Below are 22,985 nucleotides of genomic sequence, written 5' to 3' on the forward strand. Positions count from 1 at the left end.
GTGCGTCGCTTCATTTCATATCTTGTTTTGATACCCTTTTTAATCTTTAATCAACTGGATGCTATGACTCCTGAGATAAAATTACTTAATAAAACATGGCATTTCAGACAATTGGATCAGAAAGATTGGACACCTTGTGCTATACCAGGTTTTGTGCACAAAATACTTTTCGAAAATGGCGACATCCCCCCACTCTATTATTCACAAAACGAATCCACACTTCAATGGATTGGAGAGAAAGACTGGATCTTTAAATGCATATTTGATGTGGACTCAATTATGCTCTTGCGTAAGAAAATTGAACTTCAATTTGCCAGACTTGACACTTATGCGAAGTTGAGTCTCAACGGAACCCTGCTTGGAGAAACAAATAATGCCTTCCGCACCTGGAAATTTGAGTGCAAGCAATTACTTAAAGCTTCCGGCAATGAACTGATCGTACATTTTACCTCAACCCAAAGAAAATCACAGGAAATTTACCAAAAATCACCTACAGCTTTACCTGGAGAAATCAGGGTTGTTTCCAGAAAACCTCAATTTCATTTTGGGTGGGATTTTGGTCCAAAATATATAACCATGGGTTTTGGAACAAGTCCATCCTTAATTGCCTATGATGATGTAATGATAGAAAATCTCCGAATCAATACGCTTCAATTAAAAAAAACGCATGCAGATCTGGAGCTTGTTTTGGATGGAAAATCTAACTGCCTTACACCCTATGAAATTAATATTGATTTTGGATCTACCAAAGTCACGCGGAAAGTTTGGTTTAGCCCGGCGTTTAGAGAATATCGATTAAAATTTAAGATCAAAAGCCCGGAATTATGGTGGCCCAATGGCAGTGGTAAAGCTAAATTATATGATGTTAAAATTACCTGCAAGGATACTTTACAAAACACACTTTATGAATCAAATATTGTAACTGGAATAAGGACTATTTCCTTGGTGCACAAACCTGATAAATGGGGTAAATCTTTTTATTTTTTGGTCAATAATAAGCCTGTTTTTTCAAAAGGAGCGAATTACATACCGAGGGATCTGTTCCAAACCTCAGAGGATTCGGCAAATTTGCTCTTGGAGGACCTGCAGAAATGTAATTTTAACATGATTCGAATCTGGGGAGGCGGACAATATGAAACTGACCAATTCTATTCAAAATGTGACCAGCTTGGACTTTTAGTTTGGCAAGACTTTATGTTTGCTTGTGGGATGTATCCAGGAGATCAGGATTTTATGGAAAATGTACGATTGGAAGCAGAAGAACAAGTCAAAAGAATTAGCGCTCACCCTTGTGTGGCAATATGGTGCGGAAACAATGAAAACAATGAAGGCTGGCAAAGATGGGGGTGGCAAATTGGACTTGACGCATCCACCAAAAATAGACTTTGGAATGATTACACTTACCTATTTAATCAACTATTACCTAAAATAGTCAAGGAAAATTCGAATTCAAATTTCTATTGGGAATCATCCCCACTCTTCGGGCGTGGAGATACAAAATTTCGCACAGAAGGTGATGCCCATGACTGGGGTATCTGGCATGATGAAATGAAATTTGAAGAATTTGAACAAAGAGTGCCAAGATTTATGAGTGAGATGGGTTTTCAGGCATTGCCTGCATTAAGCACCATCATAACTTTTGCGCCTGAAGAAGAATTAAATCTTGATTCTAAATCATTATTGGCGCATCAAAAACATCCCCGAGGAAATAAATTGATATATGAATATCTACAAAGAGATTTACCGTCTCCTACAAATTTTAAAAGTCTAATTTACTTAAACCAACTTAACCAAGCAGAAGGTATAGGACTTGCAATTACTGCACACAGACTTGCTAAGCCTTACTGTATGGGCACTTTGTATTGGCAGTTGAACGATTGCTGGCCGGGAATTTCCTGGTCAAGCATTGATTACTGGGGACGATGGAAAGCCCTTCAACACAAAACCAAAAACGTATTTCAACCAGTACTGGTTTCTGCAAAAACTACTGGAGACAAAATAGAAATTTTTGCAAATTCAGATAAAATGGCTCCGATCCTGGTAACAGTCAAAATTGCTGTTCAGACTTTAGACAAAAGAGACATTGCTTTGGATACCTTGTATATAAAAATGGGCACACAACAGTGTAAAAGAATTTATACCCTTGACAAAATAAAATTATTTGAAAACCTTCAAGAAGATCAAACAGTTTTAAAAATTGACTGGAACTATGACTCCATATCAAGTCAATCCCTTACCTTTTTTACAAAACTTAAACATGTAAAATTCAGAAAACCAACTTTTAAAATTGACTCATTGGTTTTGACAAATGAAGGATATAAATTTCTCATCAGTTCTACTGAATTTTGCAAGGCAGTTTATATTGAAGAGAATGAGTCATCTTCCTTTTTTCCTAATTTTTTTGATCTGGCTCCGGGTGAACAATTGTCCATTAGTTGCAAGACTCAAAACAAATCAATAGACCTTAAAGATCTTGAAATCATTAGCCTTTACGATCATTTAGAAAAGTAATTTATGTCTTCCAAAAATCTATTTAAGGATCAAATTCTTCAGGGGATTCCAGATAATTTACCAGAATCCAGAAACAGAAACCCTTTGTTCCCACATGCTCCAAAAAGAAATATTCAAGGGGTTCTTTCTGTTGAGGAAAAGAAGCTGGCAATTAAAAATGCATTGAGATATTTTCCCGCAAAAATGCATCCAATTCTTGCACTTGAATTTCTTTCAGAATTGGAGGAATTTGGAAGGATATACATGTACAGATTTGCACCTGAATATTCCATGTATGCAAGACCAATAGAAGAATATCCCTGTAAAACGAAACAGGCAGCTGCCATTATGCTGATGATCCAAAACAATCTTGATCCCTTGGTTGCCAAGTACTCGGAAGAATTAATCACTTATGGAGGAAATGGCGCTGTTTTTCAAAATTGGGCACAGTACCGGTTATGCATGAAATATTTAGCTGTAATGGAAGAAGACCAAACACTGGTATTATATTCCGGGCATTCACTTGGATTATTCCCATCACATAAAAATGCGCCGAGGGTGGTCGTAAGCAACGGCATGATGATTCCCAACCACAGTTCAAAAGAAGATTGGAATAAGTTTAATGCCATGGGGGTAACACAATACGGCCAAATGACGGCCGGAAGTTTTATGTACATTGGCCCACAAGGTATTGTTCACGGAACAACCATTACATTATTGAATGCCGGAAGGTTGAAGGGTTTGGGTCAAAATGATTTAAAAGGCCACCTGTTTATAACTTCTGGATTGGGCGGCATGTCGGGCGCTCAATCCATTGCGGCTGTCATTTGCAAGGCTTGTTGCATCATCGCTGAAGTAGATCCTGCTGCTATCAATCAAAGAGTTCTTGACGGCTATATTCTCGAAAAGAATGTGTTTTATGATTTAAAAGATCTTTTTGAAGTGGCGAAAGAATGGCAGTTGAAAAAAGAAGGCGTATGTCTGGTGTATGCTGGTAATATTGTTGACCTCTGGGAATTTGTTGTGGCTCAAAATATAAATGTTGCTCTTGGCTCCGACCAAACCTCCCTCCACAACATTGATGACCTGGGTTATTGTCCTTCTGGATATAATTTTGAAGAAGCTCAAATTCTGTTAAATCAGAACAAAGCCCAGTTTATGGAAGAAGTGAGAAAAACACTGAGGAGGCATGTTTCTGCAATCAATGTACTTTCATCAAGAGGCATGTATTTCTGGGATTACGGGAATGCATTTTTAAAGGAAGCCGGTAAGGCAAACGCGGAAATATGGAAATCAGAATCTGAAGGAACCTATCGATATCCTTCATATGTTGAAGATATTATGGGGCCGATGTGTTTTGATTATGGCTTTGGACCGTTCAGATGGGTTTGCACCTCAGGAAATCTGGTAGATCTTAAAGAATCAGATAAAATTGCTGCGGAGGTTGTGGAAAGGTTAGTAAACGAGACAGAAGGCAATACCAAATCACAAAATCAGGATAATTTAAATTGGATCAAAAATGCATCTGCTAATCTACCCCTGGTAGGAAGCAAATCCAGAATACTTTATGCAGACACGATCGGAAGAATTAAGATAGCGAAAGCACTTAATGAAGCCATCCGAATTGGTCAAATCAGTGCCCCGATTGTACTGGGAAGGGATCATCATGATGTTTCCGGGACAGACTCACCCTATAGGGAAACCTCGAACATTACCGATGGGTCTAAGTTTACAGCAGACATGGCCATCCAAAATGTCATAGGTGATAGTTTCCGCGGAGCAACCTGGGTTTCGATTCACAATGGAGGGGGTGTCGGATGGGGAGAAGTAATCAACGGTGGGTTTGGAATGGTCATAGATGGAACAGATCAGTCTGAACAAAATATTGAATCAATGATGTTATGGGATGTAGCCAATGGAATTGCCAGAAGAGCCTGGGGAAGGAATCCGGGAGCAGTTACAACTGCACGTCAGATAATGGAGCAAAAAAGTGGATTAAACATTACAATTCCTGTAAACGCAGACCAGGAATTGATAGATAAATTATTTTAATAGGACAATTTGAATAACTTTGTATTTTGGACAAAATTTTAAAACCTCAAGCATATGATGAATGAAACAGTAGGCTCCATTATGACTACTAAACTACTGACAGTCAGCCAAGAAGATTCACTGCAAACAGTAAAAGAGATTTTAATCAACAACCGTATTCACCATGTTCCGGTGGTGGAAGGGAAAAAAATGGTTGGCTTGGTAACTACCTATGACTTATTTAAGTTGAACGTCGATCATAAGGATTATGAAAAAACCAAAGTTGGCAACGTCATGACTAAAAGACTGGCCTTTTTGGAATCAACTGATAAAATTGGGACTGCGGCGGAGGTTTTCATGGAACATTTATTTCATGCACTTCCAGTAGTAGACAATGGAGAATTAGTAGGAATTATAACCACTTTTGATGTGCTAAAATACGAATATCAAAGAGAGTATCCTGCCAAACAAGTTTAAACTTGTTTGCATTTTAGATTTCGTATAATATCTGCTGTTCATTTTTTTTAAATGGAAAGATACAAGGCAGAGTGTTTTGATTAATGATTTTGATTTAATTTAAGATCTTTTATGGGCAATACATACATTTTTTTTGTTTCCATTTTTGCCATATTGGCTTTGGCTAGTATTCTGACATTGTTCTTTAATCTTAAAAGGCAAAAGACTTTAACTGATTCTGCTCTGAATGAAAAAGATCAAATTAAGTTAGCATTTGATTTATGTCGAAAAGAAAAAATGGACGCTGATGATAAGCTTAGTTTAATTCAGGCACAAGAGAAGACCTATAAAGTAGCCTATGAAGATTGGAAAGCCAAATATGAAATGCTTGAAAATCGTTTTATTCTGCTTAAAAAAGAAATTGAATCAAAGCCTAACTACGTCGAATCACAGGTTGTCCCTGAGATCAAGGCAACAGTTAAACCATTCCAAACAGAACTGAATAAAGAAGTAAATGCGACTGAAACGATCTCAGATAAATCCATTATCAAGGAATTAAAATTAATATTAGATCAACATCTCGAAATTATTAATAACCTCATTGGTGACGAAAAATTCGAAAGTATTCACAAAAAAGCAAAACCTTCAGATCCTCTGCATTGGATTATGGGCATTGATGACGAGGTTTCAAAACAATTGCAAAATCAGGGAATCAATACTTTTGAACAAATTTCAAGCCTCCAGAATAAAGAAATTAGAAAATTGATGGTCCAGTTTGAAGAAATTGATGATAAAATTATTGAATCCTGGCCAATGCAGGCATCCGCAATTCTTAACACTAAGGAGCTTAATTAATTTTCACCACTTATATTTTCATTGCATCTTTTTTGCAACAAATTTGCTTTGAATATTGTATTATGAGTGAAAATTAAAGGCTAACTAATAAATAAATGGCTGTTTCAAAATTCTCAATACCCGCTAAATTTCAGCTGCATTTTCTTCTACTGTTCATCGTTTCATTGAATTTATTCAAATCATGCATTTCCATACCAAAGCAAAATGATGTTCTTACGCCCGGTATTTGGAGAGGAACCTTTATATTGGATGACCGACGCCAATTGATTGTAACCAAAGGCAAAGATGAAGAAATCGTAAGAGACCCTATTCCTGAATCACAAAAAACTGTTGTGCCAGTCAATTTTGAGGTTATTTATGATGCAGAGAAGGAGTTTCATGTTGAATTTATCAATGGAACGGAAAGAATTCGTTTTGACAGCGTAGAACATGGAAGAGATATCAGAACGGGCAATGACACTTTTATCATTCACCTGACTCCATATGATGCCCAAATAAAAGGTATTTTTGAATACAATAAAATGTCGGGAGATTTTATTGTTTTGGATAAATCAAATTACAGCATTCCATTTCAAGCAACTTACGGTCAAGCCTACCGATTCTATCGAACACCTGAAAATAGTTCGTATAATATTAGTGGAAAATGGCAAACAATCTTTGATAAAGATTCCATTGATCAATATGAAGGAATCGGAGAGTTTGTACAGCAAGGAAATAATGTACAAGGCACATTTCGAACAGAAACCGGTGATTACAGGTTTTTATCCGGTGAAATTTCAGGAAACAAAATGAGCATATCTGGCTTTGATGGTGCCCATTTATTTTTATTTGAAGCCAGTGTTGGAACTAATAAAATGCAGGGTACCTTTTATTCGGGAAAAAATTATAAAGCTGAATTTGAAGCTAACAGAAATGAAGATTTTCAACTTAATAATCCAGAGAACATTACAAAATCGGTTAAGGATAAACCAATGATTTTTAAGTTCGAAAATCAGGATGGAATTCAAATTAGTAATCTGGATTCTGAATATGAAAATAAAGTTAAGATTATTCAGATAATGGGTACCTGGTGTCCAAATTGTCGGGATGAAAGTGAATTTTTAAAAAATTATTTAACAGAACACCCTAACCAGGATCTTAAAGTGATTGCGATTACATTTGAACGAAATCCAGACAAGAAAAAAGCGTTTAAAAGAATTGCAGATTATAAAGCTGCCATGAAGCTGCCGTACCAAGTGTTGTATGGTGGGATTGCCAATAAAGATTCCGCAAGTAATGCGTTTCCACAGGTGGATGGTATCAGATCATTTCCAACCATGATTTTCCTTGATAAAACCAACAAAATTCATAAAATTCATACTGGGTTTGATGGCCCGGCAACCTCAGTTTACACAAGTTTTAAGCAAGAATTTGAAAAAACTATATCAGAATTATTAAAGTAAAAATATTGAAAAAGAATATTTTAATTACGGGTGCGAGTTCCGGAATAGGACTTGCTACAGCGATAAAATTTGCAAGCACTAAATTATACAGATTGATCATCTGTGGTCGCAGATCGAATAGAATCAATCAACTTGCCGAAAAATTAATTAAAGACTATGGCGCTGAGGTATGTCAATTATCCTTTGATGTCAGAAACTACGAAGAATGCGAAAAAGCGATCGAATCTCTTAGTCCACCTTTTGATAAAATCGACATCCTTCTGAACAATGCCGGATTAGCCCTTGGATTAGATTTTATTCAAGATGGTAAACTTGAACACTGGAATACAATGATCGACACCAATGTAAAAGGTCTTCTCTTCATGACCCAGTTGATTTCCAGAGGAATGATCGAAAGGCAAAGTGGACATATTATTAATATTTGCTCCACTGCAGGAAAAGAAGTTTATCCAAAGGGAAATGTATATTGTGCTTCAAAATTTGCAGTAGAGGCTTTAACCAAAGGCATCAGGCAAGATTTGGTCACACACGGAATTAGAGTTGGGCAAGTGAGTCCTGGACATGTTGAGGAAACTGAGTTTGCCATCAATCGCTTTGAAGGAGATCAAATTAAAGCTGATATTTATAAAGATTTTACCCCATTGAAGGCTTCAGATGTGGCTGATGCAATTTATTACATGGCAAGTTGTCCTCCGCATGTAAATATTCAGGACATTTTGATGACCAGTACCCAACAGGCTTCTGCAAGTCTGGTAGACCGAAGTGGTAGAAAATATGAGGACATTTAAGAATTCAAACATAAAAATATAGACTGATCGGATTGAAAGAAATTATCAAATGTCATACCCCAATTTAGTTTCGTGCTTAAATGATCTGGAAAAAACTGGACAACTCCTCCGAATTCCGGTAGAAGTGGATCCTGATCAGGAAATGGCTGAAATACACAGAAGGATTTATGACAAAGGAGGACCTGCCATTCTATTTGAAAAAGTAAAGTCCAGTCCATTCATGGCAGCTTCCAATCTTTATGGAACGAATGAACGATCGGAGTTTATTTTCAGAAGTTCGCTGGCAAAAATGGAGCAACTCATTCGATTAAAAGTAAATCCTGCAGAACTGCTGAAATCTCCGTTTAAATCAATACGCCTTTTACCATTTCTTACCAATGCACTTCCCAAAAAAGTTATTTTCAATAAACCAGTGCTTCAACATCAAACCAAAATAAGTCAATTACCTTTAATTAAATCCTGGCCTGATGATGGAGGGGCCTTTATAACCTTACCTCAAGTAATCAGTTTCCCTCCCGAATCCAAATCGCTTAAAGATGCCAATGTTGGGATGTATCGGATTCAGTTAACCGGCAACCAATACCTTCCTGAAGAGGAGGTAGGACTGCACTATCAATTGCATAGAGGAATTGGAATTCACCATAAAGCCTATAATCAAACGACAAAAGAATTTAAAATTAGTATTGGAGTGGGTGGACCTCCGGCCTATTCTTTGGGTTCTATCTTCCCATTACCTGAAGGAATGAGTGAAATACTTTTTTCCGGATTGCTTGGTAATAAAAGATATCCATACACCTGGCATGAAGGTTATTTCATTCCAGTTGAAGTTGATTTCTGTATCACGGGTACTGTCTTAAAAGATCAACTAAAACCTGAGGGTCCATTTGGAGATCACTTGGGGTATTACAGTCTTACACATGATTTTCCGGTTCTAAAAGTTCACAAAATATTTCATAAGACTGATCCAATTTGGCACTTTACAGTAGTTGGAAGACCTCCCCAGGAAGACTCAGGTTTCGGCCACCTCATACATCAGATGGTAAAGGAACTTACTACTAATGAATTTCCGGGGGTTAAGGAAATTCATGCCGTGGATGTGGCAGGTGTGCATCCTCTGTTATTGGCTATTGGATCAGAAAGATACATGCCATTTCGAGAAAAATCCCCTGAAGAAATTCTTACTCAGGCAAACCATATTCTTGGAAAGGGACAAACTTCTTTAGCAAAATATTTATTCATTTCAACTAATGATGATGCACCGAATCTCACAACTAAAAATGTCCCTGAATTTTTTGATTACTTTCTGCGCAGGGTAGATTGGAAAAATGATCTGCATTTTTATACGAAGACAACAATTGACACACTTGACTATTCCGGTGAAAACTGGAACAGTGGCTCAAAGTTGGTGGTGGCCTGTAATCGAAATATACAAAGAACTCTTTCTCGGGAATTGGGTGATTTTCCAAACATTTCAACTGTTCAAAAAATTAAGTTGATAGCTCCAGGGATAATCGCACTTGGAGTCCCAAAATACAAGAATGCTATTCAAACCAAATCGGAAGTAGAAGCAATCAGTGAAGGATTAAAACATAACGAAACCAATGGTTTTCCTCTTTTGATCCTGGTCGATGATGCTGAATTTGTATCCAGCAATTTTAACAACTTTTTATGGGTAACATTTACAAGAAGTAATCCTGCGAACGATATTTATGGAGTTGATGAATTCATAGAAAATAAACATTGGGGTTGTAAAGGCTCATTAATTATTGATGCACGAATAAAACCCCATCATGCGCCAGAATTAATTGTTGACAAACATGTTCAAGATAAAGTTGATGAGTTATTTCATTCTGTTGCTTGTTTAAAACCATTTGCTTAAAATGAACATACATCCGGATTTTAAAATCATGATGGATGAAATTCTGGGTGATGAATTTGATTCATTTGCAAATGCATTAAATGAAAAACCTCCTATCAGCATTCGATTAAATCCATTAAAACCTCAAAATAATTTTAATCTAATTCAAAAGGTACCTTGGGCAAGCCATGCCTATTATTTAGAAGAAAAACCAATATATACTCTGGACCCCTATTTTCATGCAGGACACTATTATCCTCAGGAGGCATCTTCAATGGTAATTGAATCCATTGTAAAACAACTTCCCCTACCCCCTTCACCAAACATTTTAGATGCTTGCGCTGCACCCGGGGGAAAGTCCACTCACTTATCTTCCCTTTTCCCATTGACTTCCTTGATTCATTCTCATGAGTTTAATTCACATCGGAGTGAAATCCTAAGACAAAATATAGAAAAATGGGCTTATCCCAATTGCCTGGTAAGTTATGGTCCATTGCAAAACTTATTAAAAAGCGGTGTTAAATACGATCTCATACTGATTGATGCACCTTGCAGTGGTGAAGGTATGTTTAGAAAAGAAAAGGAGGCCAGCACTCAGTGGAATAGAAAAAAAATCGAGGGCTGTGTTAGTATGCAAAAGGAAATATTAAAATCAATGGCAGATTTATTGGCTGATGGTGGATTTATCATCTATTCTACTTGCACCTTTAATAAGCTCGAAAATGAAGACAGAATCAGTAATTTCATAAGTGATGGGAATTTTGAATCCATTAAAATCACTGAAATTGATGGCATAGACTTAATATCTTCCCATGAAAATAATGTCCACGTTTATAAGAGTTTTCCGCATAGAAATAAAGGCGAAGGATTTAGTTTTTCAATTTTAAAAAAACATGGAAATAAACCTGATAAGGAACATCACACAAAAGCTTGGGCTCACAAGAAAGATTTGCCCCTAAAAGGGTCTGAATTCCTTGATTTGCCGTTTGATTCTTCCACTATCATCCATCAGTCAACACCATCAATCATTCCATCGCATTTAGAAGATTCCATCTTAAAAATTTACGAATCCGGATTGAGAATCAGACACATAGGAATTCCATTGGGTCATTACAAGGGGAAGGATTGGTTTCCCGCCCATGGTTTATCTCAATCCCCATTTCTTAATTCAAATTTGACTTTTGTTAATTTAGAAAAAAATGTAGCTTTGGATTATCTTCGGGCTAACCAATACTTGTTACCAGAAGCTAATAGCGAGCAAGTTTGGCAGATTGCCCGATTTGAAGAGGCGAATCTTGGGTGGTTGAAACAAATTAATGGAAAATTTAAAAATTACCTGCCAAAGGAAATCAGAATTCATTCACTGTAATTTTATGCTTATGCGCCAGATCTTTATCCTTTTATTTCTTTGCATCTTTCAAGTTTTAAGGGCCAATTCCATTCCAGAATTAGAACAATGCCTTATAAACCGCATTGGATCAGACAAAATAGAAGTGCTTTATGAACTTAAGGATCAGGATAACCAAGAGCTTGAGATTCGTTGTAAAGTTTTTTGGGCGAATGGTATTCAGGCACATCAAGAAATCACCAATCTTAACTTTTCAGGAGACTTTGGATTTCCAATTAATCCTGGAGCCAATAAGAAAGTTACCATACAGACTTCAAATCCAAATGGATTTCAAGGTGAAATTAGAATCATATTAAGTGCTTATGATCGCGAAAATATTGATATTTCTGACATTTTAAATCAGATAAATGTCACACGGTTTGAAAATGATCTTCTTACGTTACAAGGCAAAAGAAATGCAGTGACTGATCCTGCGTTTTTACAAAAATCAAGGACTTATCTCACTGAACAAATGGCTGCTCATCTTCCGGTAACAGAGCTAAAGTCCACAGTACCTCAATACACTTGTATTAACTATGAATCCAATCAATGGGGAACTGACCTGCCTGGAAAAATTCAAATAGTGGATGCACATTATGATAGTTATGGGCAATCACCGGGAGCAGATGACAATGGCTCGGGAACGGCCGGCGTATTGGAAATCTTACGGGTACTATCCAAGTATGCAGCCAAAAAAACTGTTCGCTACCTTCTTTTTGATCTTGAAGAATCAGGTTTGGTTGGCTCTAATATTTATCTCAATAATCAAATCAATAAAAAAGATACTGTAGAGTCAGTTTTCAATTTTGAAATGATTGGTTACTATACTGAAAAAGAAAATACTCAGGATTTACCAACCGGATTTAACTTTTTATTCCCGGAGGCTTATAATCAAGTCATCGCCAATAAGCGAAAAGGAGATTTTATTACCAATGTCGGAAATACCAATTCGAAAAAACTTATAGAAATTTTTGCAAATGCATGTAAGAATTATGTACCCTCTTTAAAGTACATTTCTTTGGAAGTTCCTGGTACCGGGAGTATGGTACCTGACTTGAGAAGAAGTGATCATGCTAATTTTTGGGACAAAAATATACCTGCATTGATGTTGACTGACGGGGCAAATTTTAGAAACAAAAATTACCACACTCCAAAAGACAGCCTTCACTACCTTGATCTTGCCTTCGCTTCCAATGTTTTAAAGGCAACCATTGCAAGCCTCATTGAGGTGGCTGGTATAGAACATGGTACCAGTAAAAATTTCACCTTAAGTGAACAGACCCAAAATGATGACCAAATAATCTCTCAAACCAGGCTAAATATTTATCAAGGAAAGCTATGGATTGAATGTCCTGCCTTTTGTGAAAGTTTCAAATTAACTCTAATTAATCAGCAGGGTCAGATTTGTATCCAAAAAATATTAAAAGAAGATGGAAGCGATCGAAAGATTGTTGACTTAGGTCATCTTCCAGGAGGCTTGTATTTTGCAACACTGTCAAAAGGCAGTCGAACGAAAACCATTAAATGTCTGCTCAACCATTAAACACTAACGGTTCAATCGTATATCTTCTTCTTGGCACTAATCTAGGGAAGAGGAAATATCAATTAGATAAGGCTAAAGGATTTATTGAAAATTTGATTGGAAAAATCCAGTCAGAATCCTCGCTTTATGAGACCCAACCTTGGGAAAATCCTGATCAATCGAGTTTTTTAAATCAGGCTATCGCAATTAAAACTCAATTGACACCGGATCAGATGTTACAAGAAATTCATAACATTGAGAAACAAATGGGTAGAGTCCGCAAGGAGAAAAACGAGCCTAGAATTATAGACATCGATATTTTATTATGGGGAAAGAATGTTATTAAAGGAATGGATTTAGAGATTCCTCATCCAAAATTGCATTTACGTAATTTCGTACTTGTCCCCTTAATGGAAATTGCCGGTAACGAAATACACCCAATATTTAAAAAAAGCATTGAGGAACTTTATGAAGAATGTGAAGACCCTCTGGAAGTTTATACGATAAATTGATGAAGAAGAATATCCCTTATAACTATATCTGCATTGAAGGCAATATTGGAGCAGGAAAAACGACCTTAACTACAAAACTTGCTACTGATTTGAATAGCAACCTGATCTTGGAACAATTTGCAGAAAATCCGTTTCTTGAATACTTTTATAAGGAGCCGGAACGTTATGCGCTTGCCGTTGAATTGTTTTTTCTGGCAGAAAGGCAAAAACAGCTTCAAGCGACCATAATGAATAAGGACTTGTTTACTGAATTCACGCTGGCAGATTATTCTTTGATAAAAAGTATGTTGTTTGCAAAACACAATCTAGCTCCGGATGAATTTGCCTTGTTCCAAAGAATATTTACATCGTTGAGTCAACAAATACCTAAACCTGATTTAATACTTTACCTGCATCGCCCTCTTGAAAAAATTAAAACGCACATTATCCAGAGAGCCAGACCATATGAAATGAATATTTCGGACCAATATTTGGAGACTGTTCAAAATTCATACTTTGATTTCTTTAAGGCGCAAACCATTATTCCTGTTTTGGTGTTAGATGCAGAACATTTTGATTTTATTAATAACCCTGTCCATTATGGAGAAATTAAGAACATCTTGACCAATAAATATAACCCTGGACTCCACCATATTAGAATAATGTTTTAAAAAAATAAAAAATGGGACAATTTTTAAAATTTGTTTTTGCATCTTGTTTAGGAACCATACTTGCAGGCCTGTTACTTTTTCTAATTCTCATAGGAATAGGAACCAGTATGGCTTCCAAAAGTATGGACGGAGAAGGAAGTGCCACCATTTCTGATCCTTCTGTATTGAAAATTAAAATACCTGATTTTCTTCCAGAACAAACAAATAATGTTCAGTTTTCCGGATTCAGCTTCAAAGAGCAAAAAGTATTGGGCGTTCATGACATTGCCCAATGTATTATCAATGCTGCTGTAGATCCAAAAATCAAAGGAATTTACCTGATCAGTTCGAATTACGCACATGGTTATGCAACCTTGAAAATAATTAGGGATGCCTTGTTGAAATTTAAAGATTCAGGAAAATTTATCATGGCTTATGTAAATTTCACTGATCATAAAAACTATTTTATAAATTCTGTTGCTGACCAAATTTACATGCATCCGCTCGGATTTGTTGAGTTAAAAGGTTTTGGTGCTTCAATTCCATTTTATAAGGAGATGATGGAAAAGATCGGTTTGAAATTTAACATTTATTATGCCGGAGAATTCAAATCAGCTACAGAGCCATTCAGACTTAGTAAAATGAGTCCCGAAAACAGACTTCAATTATCTGAATATTTGAATGGACAATTTGCCCTCTATACCGAACAAGTGGCGAAGAGCCGAAACCTTGAAAATGCCCATTTAAAAAATATTTTTGATCAATTTCTAGCCTCTTCCCCCATGAAGGCACTTGAGTATAAGTTGATTGATTCCATCGCCTATGAAATAGACGCGCAGAACAACTTACGATTTAAGCTTGGTCTTGATGCCGGAGCTAAAATTAATTTTGTCAACTTAAATGAATATTTTTTAGCCAACGGAAAGTCAAAACAGGATTACAGTGCAAAAAATAAAATAGCAGTTGTTTTTGCTGAAGGAAATATAATTGATGGACCCGGTCAGGAAGGAGAAATTGGCAGAAAGTATGTCAAAATCATCAGAGATATCCGGGAAAATAAAAATGTTAAAGCTATAGTGCTTAGGGTAAATTCACCGGGAGGCTCAGCCATGATGTCTGATGAAATCCTAAGGGAAATCGACTTAGCAAGGGCTGAAGGCAAACCTGTAGTAGTCAGTATGGGAGATTATGCTGCTTCAGGTGGATATTACATCGCATGCCACGCAGACAGTATTTTTGCAAGCCCTCATACATTAACCGGGTCCATCGGAGTATTCGCGATGATCCCAAATGTAAAAACAATGACAGACGAAAAGCTTGGTATTGATTTTGACACAATTGGGACTGGACCTATGGCCAGCAAATTTAATCTGACTCAAAATTGGGGAACTGAGGAAGCTAATATTATTCAAGAGAATATTGACCACACTTACAAGACGTTTTTAAAAGTAGTTTCTTTAGGCAGGAACATGTCTACTGATCAAGTTAATGAGATTGCCAGAGGTAGAATCTGGTTAGGTTCAAAGGCTCTGCAAAATGGCTTAATCAGTAAAATTGGAGAATTAGACGACGCCATCAAATCCGCTGCTACTTTAGCCTCAATAGATCGTTATAGAATTACAGAGTATCCTCAACAAAAAGATCCTGTCCAAAAGTTCATTGATCAAATCAAAGGTGATGAAGATGATATAAAATCCACGATGACAAAAAAGATTCTCAAAGAAAACCTTGGATCAGTTTATCCATATTATGAGGAGTGGTTAAACATCCAAAAAAATACCGGAGTTCAAATGAGGCTCCCTATTAAAATTCTCTATTGAGTAAAATCTAAGAAGTATAAAACGATAAAATATTAAACTTAAATAATCCCGTTTTCAGCCAAATACCTTTCTGCATCCAGAGCGGCCATACAACCGCTGCCAGCTGCTGTTACTGCCTGACGATATATTCTATCTTGTACATCTCCACTGGCAAAAACTCCTGGCACTTTAGTTTTACTGGTACCCGGAATGGTTTTAATGTAACCTTGTTCATCCATATCCAGCCAATTTAGAAAAGGGTCAGAATTTGGCTTATGCCCTATAGCTACAAAAAAAGCTTTTATTGGAATTTCTGATATTTGCTTGGTAACTGTATTAATAATTTTCATGCCGGTTACTTCCTCTTCCCCTAAAATATCCAATGTTTCTGTATTGTAATGGATCTGTATTGCTGGATTTGAGGCAACTCTTTCCTGCATAATTTTGGATGCCCTCATTTGATCTTTCCGCACCAGTAAATGTACCTTCGGGCAAAGCTTTGCCAAATAGCTGGCCTCTTCAGCAGCGGTATCTCCCCCTCCTACTACTGCAACTTCCAATCCTTTAAAAAAGAAACCATCACAGACCGCACATGCTGAAACTCCTTTATTCATAAGTTTTTGCTCGGCCGGCAATCCTAACCACTTGGCACTTGCTCCTGTAGAAATAATGATGGCATGAGCATGCAACACCTCTCCGGATTCTGTCCAGATTTTATGGACAGGACCGCTAAAGTCCACTCCAGTAATCCTTTCATATCTAATATCCGTTTCAAATCTTTCAGCCTGATTCTTAAAGTCATCCATCATTTGCGGACCATGCACCCCTTTAGGATATCCGGGATAATTTTCAACTTCTGTGGTTATCATGAGTTGCCCGCCTGGTTCACTACCTGTAAAAAGTACAGGATGCATATTAGCCCTTGCTGCATAAATGGCAGCTGTATAACCTGATGGCCCCGACCCAATTATAATACAATGATGAATGTTCATTTTTGAAACTTTAATTGATAATAGCAAAATTAGCCTTCTAATAAGAATATCCGTCCTAAAATGTTCACCAATTGTTCAGTTTTCTGTCCAGCATCCAATTTTAACTCTGCTTGATTGTAGAAAAATTGCCTTGTATTTAAGATGTATTTTATGGCATCTTCTTTATGTATATCATTCTTAAACAAAGGTTTATCTAATTCAGCAATGCGGCTCAGAAGTAGATGGTAATCAGCTTTAAGATAAACTGTACTGCATTGTTTCAATTGGTGCATATGATCAAAAAAAAATGGCAATCCTCCTCCAGTTGCAACCACCCCCGGATTACAGTTTAGAACATTAAACAAAACTTTTCGCTCCATAACCCTAAATTCGAATTCACCATAATTTTTCCATATATTATTGATATCAAGTTCATAAGCTGATTCAATTAACTGGTCGGTATCGTAACAATTCAAATTAAATGTATCAGCCAAGGCTCTTGCCAGGGTAGATTTACCAGCACCGGACATTCCAATCAGAACAATGTGTTTATTTAAAGTCATTTGCTTTTATCAATTGTAAATTGTTCATTAATTTGCATGATGCGATTAGTCCTTGTATACATTGTATTCTCTTTAAGCCTTTATTCCTGCGAACCCAAAAATAGGGATTCCAAGGTTAAAAAAGAGGAGTATCTGGATCCTTATCTGGATGCCATTAGAATTTCTGCCACTGCAGATGCCCCACATAGTAAGGATCGAATTGCTAAAATTGAATTTCTGGAAAAGGAATATGATTTCGGAACAATTACAGAAGGAGACAGTGTTTCCCATGACTTTTTCTTTGTCAATAAAGGCAATGCGCGACTTCTGATCAATGATGTCAACTCTTCCTGTGGATGTACATTTCCAGCTTGGCCAAAAGGTTTTATCCGACCAGGTGACACCGGTAAGATCAATATTATTTTTGACAGCCATGACAAAGCAGGTTGGCAACTCAAAACCATTGCAGTGGTTGCAAACACACAACCCACTCAAAATGAAGTCACTATAAGGTGTTTTGTTCAAAAAAATAAAAGAAAATGAAACCAATTAATAAAAGCAATTAGCTTTGCAAGTAAACATACAGCTATAAAAATATTTGAATATGGAAGGAATGATTATGCAGTTGCTGCCTTGGATTTTGATTTTTGGAATTATGTACCTTTTCTTTTTAAGACCGCAAATAAAAAAGCAAAAGGAACAAAACAATTTTTCTGCAAACCTTAAGAAGGGTGATCAGGTTGCAACAGGAGCAGGAATGATAGGGAGAATAACGAAAATTGAAGATTTTGTTGTAGAGCTTCAGATTGATTCAAAGTCCTTTATCAAAGTTCTAAAATCTTCTATCTCAAAGGAAGCAACTGAATCTTTAAAGGACAAAAATTATTTAGATTAAATTGAGTCACCAAGTAAGGTCGACTTTAGATTTATTCATTCTTAACGCATTATTTATTAAGAACAAATAGGGGTTATTGCTGTAACCTTTTCTTCAGTTCTTCAAAGTAAATTTTATCCAAGTATTCTGCTAATAACTTGTCTTTAGGTTGCTTGGCCTTTGACAATTTGGCATACTGGAAAGCATAATTTATTTGCTGATTTTCTTGCAAATTACTCATAACCATCAAAGTACGTGGCAATGATTGCAACTTAAGTGTCTCTTTGCTCAAGGCATTGTCAATCTCACTGATTTTTAAATTAAAATCACCTTTTTTAGAAACGGTAAAACTTGATGAGTTTGACTTTATTACACTTTTATCCAACTGAATATTCCAAAAATACTTTTTGCCTGGCGTAAGATATTTTAATGGACTTACAAGGGTATAATTTACTGAATTTACATAGCTCTGAAATACGAGCGCTTTTGAATCAAAATCATAAATCTGAAGAATAAAATTACAAGAATCACAAGAATGAGTCCATTTAAAATCTATATTATATAAATCAGCAGATAACAGACCTGACATTGGAAAATTCAATAGTGGTGCAGCGTCTTCTCCTCGGGAAAAAGCAAGTACGGTATTATTGTAATTTTCTTTAGACTCGGATGAAGTGTGGGTTGTAAAAAAAGAAAGGAAATAATCTCCCAACCGACTGAAGATGGAGCTCTCAGGAAGGGCCACAAACTTTAACGAATTTACTAAATAAGTCCCCTGTGCTGAAATCTCACAAACTTCACCACTGGATTTAAGAAGTTTAACTTTTGCATTTTGAGCCAAAATCAGTTTTTGATCCAGAAATACGGGTCCATGAACCAGCATTTTGGCTAAATTTGAATTTTCGGATTGCTTACATACTTTGACATTACCCTGAATATACACGGCAGCAAGTTCCTGACCTTTGACAAAACTAACCGAATAGATAAAACTTACAAGTAAAACAATTACAACTCTGAGTGACATAAATTTAGATTTAATTGGACTATGTATTACAGTACCTAAAAACCCAATAGGTTATCAATAAATTAATAAGTCTATTACATTTTATGTAAAAAATATTCAAATTAACAATTCACAACATCAATATGTTGACAAAATTTTATTCACTCTATGCTTAAACCGATGTTGATAAAACTCAAACAATTCAAACGAAAGGATCACCGATGTAATAATTAGAATAAACCCTAGTTTGATATTTAATCCGCACAAAAGTAAAATGCAGCAAGAATATAAAAAAACAAACTGTAAAATTTGAATAAGCCTGATAAAAGCCACTGTGAAAAAAAGTTTTTTCTCGACTACTTTTAAAAAAATATAGTAATTGATAAAAAATATAAAAAAGGAAAAAAGATACAACAACCACTCAGGCACATCATCAATATAATCTTCATCCAGCAACATAGAAATAATATTGGCATGAATGATTACCCCAAACATATCCGGAATAGATCTTCCCGATGACCTTTCATTAAGAGGCGTATAATACCGATCTTTCATGGAAAGAGAGGCATCATGTTCACCACAAAAACCAACCAGCACAATTTTATCTTTAAAATAATTATCGTCATATGAACTGGTATCATTAAGAAACTGATCAATGTTCACCAATGCGTAATGTGAATTTTGTCCACTGTTAATAGGATAAATCATGCCGGAGACTCCTGGCTGAACTCTTCTAAAATTTATCCACTCCTTGTCTACACCTCTGGCATTAAGACTGCTTAAAATATCAGGATTAAAAATCAATGCAATTTTTGTGGAAAAAGATGGTACTAAATTGCCTTCCACATTATGAAATGGTTCAAAAGTGCGAACAGAAAATCCATCGTTTGTGGCAAGATTTACATAGGCTTGGTTATCACTCTTGGTAAAAAACGGGTGACTGTGCATTTCCATAGTCGATGGCTTATGCAACTTTGCTTCTTCAAAAGAGTATGCCAAAGTCAATTTCGGTGAACTTAAAATTGCATTTCTCAAAAGTGTATCAGCAGGAGTTGAATACAAGGTATCAAAAAGCAAATCAATACCAATCACCTTGGTTGATTTCCTGGAAAGGTAATTAATTGTCGTTGCGACTTTTCTTCTGTCAGTGATTCCTGAATTTATGATAAAGATTCTGCTGTCGAATAATTTTGGATCACTGTGATCCCTGAATTTTGAAAAAGAAACATCAATCAAATCCTGATGCTTTATTGCTTCACTAAAAGGATCTATAAATAATTGATTAACAGGAAGGTGGTGCAATAAAAACAGAAACAACACCGATATGATTGAAAAAATAAAACCGTGATAATACTTAAACTGATTCAAAAATAAATAACTTAAATTAACAATAAAATGAAATTCAAAAAAATTAATATTGCCTCGCAGTAATTTTCTCCACTATATTCCCTTTTCTATCTAGCAAATATACAAATTCCGTTTGCTTACAATGCAAATAATTTCCACTGGGGGTTTGGGCATAAAAAGTATTGCTGTTTCCAATTACCTGATTTAAAACTGGCAAATAATTTAGATTTTCCAAAGAGGATTCAAAATGTCTTTGAATCGAAAAAACAGGTCCTATAGGCGCTTGAAATTGATATCTAATCAAATGACCATCAACACGATACAAAAATTTAAAACCACCATTCCGATCATCTAACACACATGCTCTAACATCGGATTCATATAAGCTCAAAATAACATCATCTACTTTTGATCTCGGCTCTTTAAGTAAGCAAGGTTCAGAACTTAAAGGACCCGGCAAGCAATTATTGAAAATATTTATATTGTGGTAAGCCATATGCTTTAGTAATAAAACAGGTGATTTTATTACTGATTTAAAGTAAGTTAAACAACTACTCTGTTGCTGCAATGCAAAGCTAATTCCCACTGCCATTTTTAATTTCATCAATTTATCAGGCAATAAACTTCTATTGGTTTTTAAAAACTGATTATAAAATGAAACAGCCTTCAGATAATTTCCTTCAAGATTGAGCGCACAAATTAAATTTATCGCGGCAGTAGAATATTCAGGATTAAGTTCCAATGATTTCTCAAATAATTGAACCGCCTGAACAATGTGCCTTTTTCTAATGATCCTGTCTTCTTCCGAAATAGGTCCTCTGGCTCTTTTGATTTTAGTTAGATTAGAGTTTAAGTCCAATTCGAATGGATATGCATAGTAATCCTTTTCTTCATCATGCAATTCAAAAGCCAAATACAAACTCACCAATCCAAGATTATTGTAAATTTCAGCTCCCTGATACTTTTTCAAAATATACCGATAGCACAAATCAGCTAATTTATATTCAGCCTGAATGATCAAAATATTGGCGCATTCAAATAATTGATATAATTCATTTGCCATTTCCAAAACTGAATCCGAACTATTAATTCGCTCAGATTTAGGAGGATAATTGGCAAGAATTTCATCCTTTAACTTATACTGATCGTATATAGAATTAATTAAATTTTTTAAAACTTTTGAAGGATTATAGCCTGCCAAATAACAAATAAATGCCCCCTGAAGGTCAGCTTCTTTCTCCTCATGAAATTTAGATTTACCCATGTTATTTGTCATTAAGAAATTAGAAGCATCATTGCTGAATTTTACATGCTTCTGAATGGCATGACTTAATTCATGCGAAATAACGAACGCCAAAGCATTCAATGAATCCTTGTTAAATTCTATGCAAATATCATAGAGCTTTTCTTCAATCCTGATAAGATTTTGACCAGGAACATAAACAGCTCCAATGCTGGAGCCTTTTACCAGAGCTATTTTTGGCTTGTGGATTTGAGGAATCGAAGCAGCACGGTATAAATTCGACAGAACCTTCTCGACAGTTCTCAATTTATAATTTTTGTGCCCGGCCTGGACCTGACTATTAAATAAGATGACCAGAAAAAATACAATAAAGAAATTTTTAAGAAAAGACAACATTCAGAAATCAATTATCCAATTTTTCTAATAATTCCTTCGCGTCAGATGCCTTATTAAATGAAGTGTTTGAAGACAATTCAAGCAATATTGATTTTGCTATCTCTGTATTTTGATTTCTGCGAACCATCTGCAAAGCATAATACCAGCAGGCATCATTTCTAAGTTCAAAACCATTTAGCTTGCACAGATTTTTAAAAAAAGATTCCGATTTATCATACATCTCTAAATTCAAATAACTAAGCCCCAAATAAAATTGCACCAAAGGAATTCCAGATTTTTCAGCATTAAAAGATTCCAACAATATAGAAGACGCTTTGTAATTCCCTTCAGCCAGGTAAATCAAAGCTTGCTTTATGGTATCTTCAGCCTGAGCTCCAGCAATCAGGCCAGAAACATTGAATTTTTCAATATCCTTTTGTATTTGATTTTTGTCCACCTTGTTATAAAAAGAAAACAATTCCACCCCATTTATCTTGGCCGGTGTCAACCAAATAAAGACAGAGAAAGCAACAGCACTCAGAATACATGCAGCAACTAAAAACTTAATGGCAGACTTGATTTGATTGCCGCTCTTTAAAAAATAATTTCCAGAGGTAGCATTGGTATTATTGAAGAAATCCTGTACTTCCAGATCTTTTTGGACTTTAGCAATTGTAGCTTTCACCTGTTCATCTCCCCAATATTCTACCCCATTCAGAACACCACGATATTCCAACAATAGATTGTTGAGCTCCGGTTCAGATTCCAATCTTTTTTCAAAAATTGAGATTTCTTCCTTACTCATTTCACCTTCCAAATATCGAACGACGTCTTCTTCCATTTGTATAATCCTGTCCATAA

The 22,985-nt window shown here is 35.8% G+C and carries 20 protein-coding genes; 14 read left to right on the forward strand and 6 right to left on the reverse strand.

From position 1 onward, the window contains the following. Positions 1-63 precede the first annotated feature (63 nt). The 12 genes from IPJ53_10490 to sppA all read left to right on the forward strand — a co-directional run bounded on the left by IPJ53_10490 (position 64) and on the right by sppA (position 15,790). The gene (locus tag IPJ53_10490; protein ID MBK7799533.1) at positions 64-2,511 is read left to right on the forward strand and encodes a glycoside hydrolase family 2 protein; all 2,448 of its coding nucleotides are present in this window, start codon (positions 64-66) and stop codon (positions 2,509-2,511) included. Positions 2,512-2,514: 3 nt separating this feature from the next. Next, the gene (locus IPJ53_10495; GenBank protein MBK7799534.1) at positions 2,515-4,542 is read left to right on the forward strand and encodes a urocanate hydratase; all 2,028 of its coding nucleotides are present in this window, start codon (positions 2,515-2,517) and stop codon (positions 4,540-4,542) included. A 54-nt stretch (positions 4,543-4,596) separates the two neighbouring features. Then, entirely contained in the window at positions 4,597-4,998 is a 402-nt protein-coding gene (locus tag IPJ53_10500) for a CBS domain-containing protein (protein MBK7799535.1), read from the forward strand. Positions 4,999-5,109: 111 nt separating this feature from the next. Next, the gene (locus tag IPJ53_10505) at positions 5,110-5,832 is read left to right on the forward strand and encodes a hypothetical protein (GenBank protein MBK7799536.1); all 723 of its coding nucleotides are present in this window, start codon (positions 5,110-5,112) and stop codon (positions 5,830-5,832) included. Between the two features lie 95 nt (positions 5,833-5,927). Next, entirely contained in the window at positions 5,928-7,274 is a 1,347-nt protein-coding gene (locus IPJ53_10510) for a TlpA family protein disulfide reductase (protein ID MBK7799537.1), read from the forward strand. 5 nt (positions 7,275-7,279) lie between these two features. Then, entirely contained in the window at positions 7,280-8,062 is a 783-nt protein-coding gene (locus IPJ53_10515; GenBank protein MBK7799538.1) for an SDR family NAD(P)-dependent oxidoreductase, read from the forward strand. A gap of 49 nt (positions 8,063-8,111) precedes the next feature. After that, on the forward strand, positions 8,112-9,941 hold the full coding sequence (locus tag IPJ53_10520; protein ID MBK7799539.1) for a UbiD family decarboxylase: 1,830 nt from the start codon (positions 8,112-8,114) through the stop codon (positions 9,939-9,941). A 1-nt stretch (position 9,942) separates the two neighbouring features. Then, positions 9,943-11,289 carry a hypothetical protein gene (locus tag IPJ53_10525; protein MBK7799540.1) on the forward strand — a complete coding sequence of 449 codons (1,347 nt, stop codon included), beginning with the start codon at positions 9,943-9,945 and terminating at the stop codon, positions 11,287-11,289. A gap of 10 nt (positions 11,290-11,299) precedes the next feature. Then, a complete protein-coding gene (locus tag IPJ53_10530; GenBank protein MBK7799541.1) occupies positions 11,300-12,850 on the forward strand; it encodes a M28 family peptidase in 1,551 nt (516 codons plus the stop codon). Next, positions 12,832-13,341, forward strand: coding sequence for a 2-amino-4-hydroxy-6-hydroxymethyldihydropteridine diphosphokinase (folK, locus tag IPJ53_10535; protein MBK7799542.1), 510 nt, complete (start codon positions 12,832-12,834; stop codon positions 13,339-13,341). Before IPJ53_10530 ends, folK begins: the two co-directional genes overlap by 19 nt. Continuing rightward, a complete protein-coding gene (locus tag IPJ53_10540) occupies positions 13,341-13,991 on the forward strand; it encodes a deoxynucleoside kinase (protein ID MBK7799543.1) in 651 nt (216 codons plus the stop codon). The genes folK and IPJ53_10540 overlap by 1 nt, the downstream gene beginning before the upstream one ends. Before the next feature lie 11 nt (positions 13,992-14,002). Further along, complete coding sequence (gene sppA, locus IPJ53_10545) at positions 14,003-15,790, forward strand: signal peptide peptidase SppA (GenBank protein MBK7799544.1); 1,788 nt, start codon at positions 14,003-14,005, stop codon at positions 15,788-15,790. Positions 15,791-15,828: 38 nt separating this feature from the next. Here sppA and trxB read toward each other — a convergent pair whose 3' ends face one another. Together trxB and IPJ53_10555 are read right to left on the reverse strand one after the other, a co-directional pair. Next, entirely contained in the window at positions 15,829-16,761 is a 933-nt protein-coding gene (trxB, locus tag IPJ53_10550) for a thioredoxin-disulfide reductase (protein ID MBK7799545.1), read from the reverse strand. 29 nt (positions 16,762-16,790) lie between these two features. Continuing rightward, positions 16,791-17,303 carry an AAA family ATPase gene (locus IPJ53_10555; GenBank protein ID MBK7799546.1) on the reverse strand — a complete coding sequence of 171 codons (513 nt, stop codon included), beginning with the start codon at positions 17,301-17,303 and terminating at the stop codon, positions 16,791-16,793. Positions 17,304-17,339: 36 nt separating this feature from the next. Here IPJ53_10555 and IPJ53_10560 point away from each other — a divergent pair, with 36 nt between their 5' ends. Beyond that, complete coding sequence (locus IPJ53_10560) at positions 17,340-17,825, forward strand: DUF1573 domain-containing protein (protein MBK7799547.1); 486 nt, start codon at positions 17,340-17,342, stop codon at positions 17,823-17,825. Positions 17,826-17,886: 61 nt separating this feature from the next. After that, entirely contained in the window at positions 17,887-18,177 is a 291-nt protein-coding gene (gene yajC / locus IPJ53_10565) for a preprotein translocase subunit YajC (protein MBK7799548.1), read from the forward strand. A gap of 73 nt (positions 18,178-18,250) precedes the next feature. Here the strand turns inward: yajC and IPJ53_10570 are convergent, their stop codons facing one another. The 4 genes from IPJ53_10570 to IPJ53_10585 all read right to left on the reverse strand — a co-directional run bounded on the left by IPJ53_10570 (position 18,251) and on the right by IPJ53_10585 (position 22,983). Next, entirely contained in the window at positions 18,251-19,180 is a 930-nt protein-coding gene (locus IPJ53_10570; protein MBK7799549.1) for a hypothetical protein, read from the reverse strand. Positions 19,181-19,297: 117 nt separating this feature from the next. Beyond that, positions 19,298-20,527: a CHASE2 domain-containing protein gene (locus IPJ53_10575; protein ID MBK7799550.1), complete on the reverse strand. Its 1,230-nt coding sequence runs from the start codon at positions 20,525-20,527 to the stop codon at positions 19,298-19,300. Between the two features lie 43 nt (positions 20,528-20,570). Continuing rightward, complete coding sequence (locus IPJ53_10580; GenBank protein MBK7799551.1) at positions 20,571-22,145, reverse strand: M48 family metalloprotease; 1,575 nt, start codon at positions 22,143-22,145, stop codon at positions 20,571-20,573. A 7-nt stretch (positions 22,146-22,152) separates the two neighbouring features. After that, positions 22,153-22,983 carry a hypothetical protein gene (locus IPJ53_10585; GenBank protein MBK7799552.1) on the reverse strand — a complete coding sequence of 277 codons (831 nt, stop codon included), beginning with the start codon at positions 22,981-22,983 and terminating at the stop codon, positions 22,153-22,155. Positions 22,984-22,985 lie beyond the last annotated feature (2 nt).

It is taken from the genome of Candidatus Vicinibacter affinis (assembly GCA_016714365.1).
Classification (GTDB): domain Bacteria; phylum Bacteroidota; class Bacteroidia; order Chitinophagales; family Saprospiraceae; genus Vicinibacter; species Vicinibacter affinis.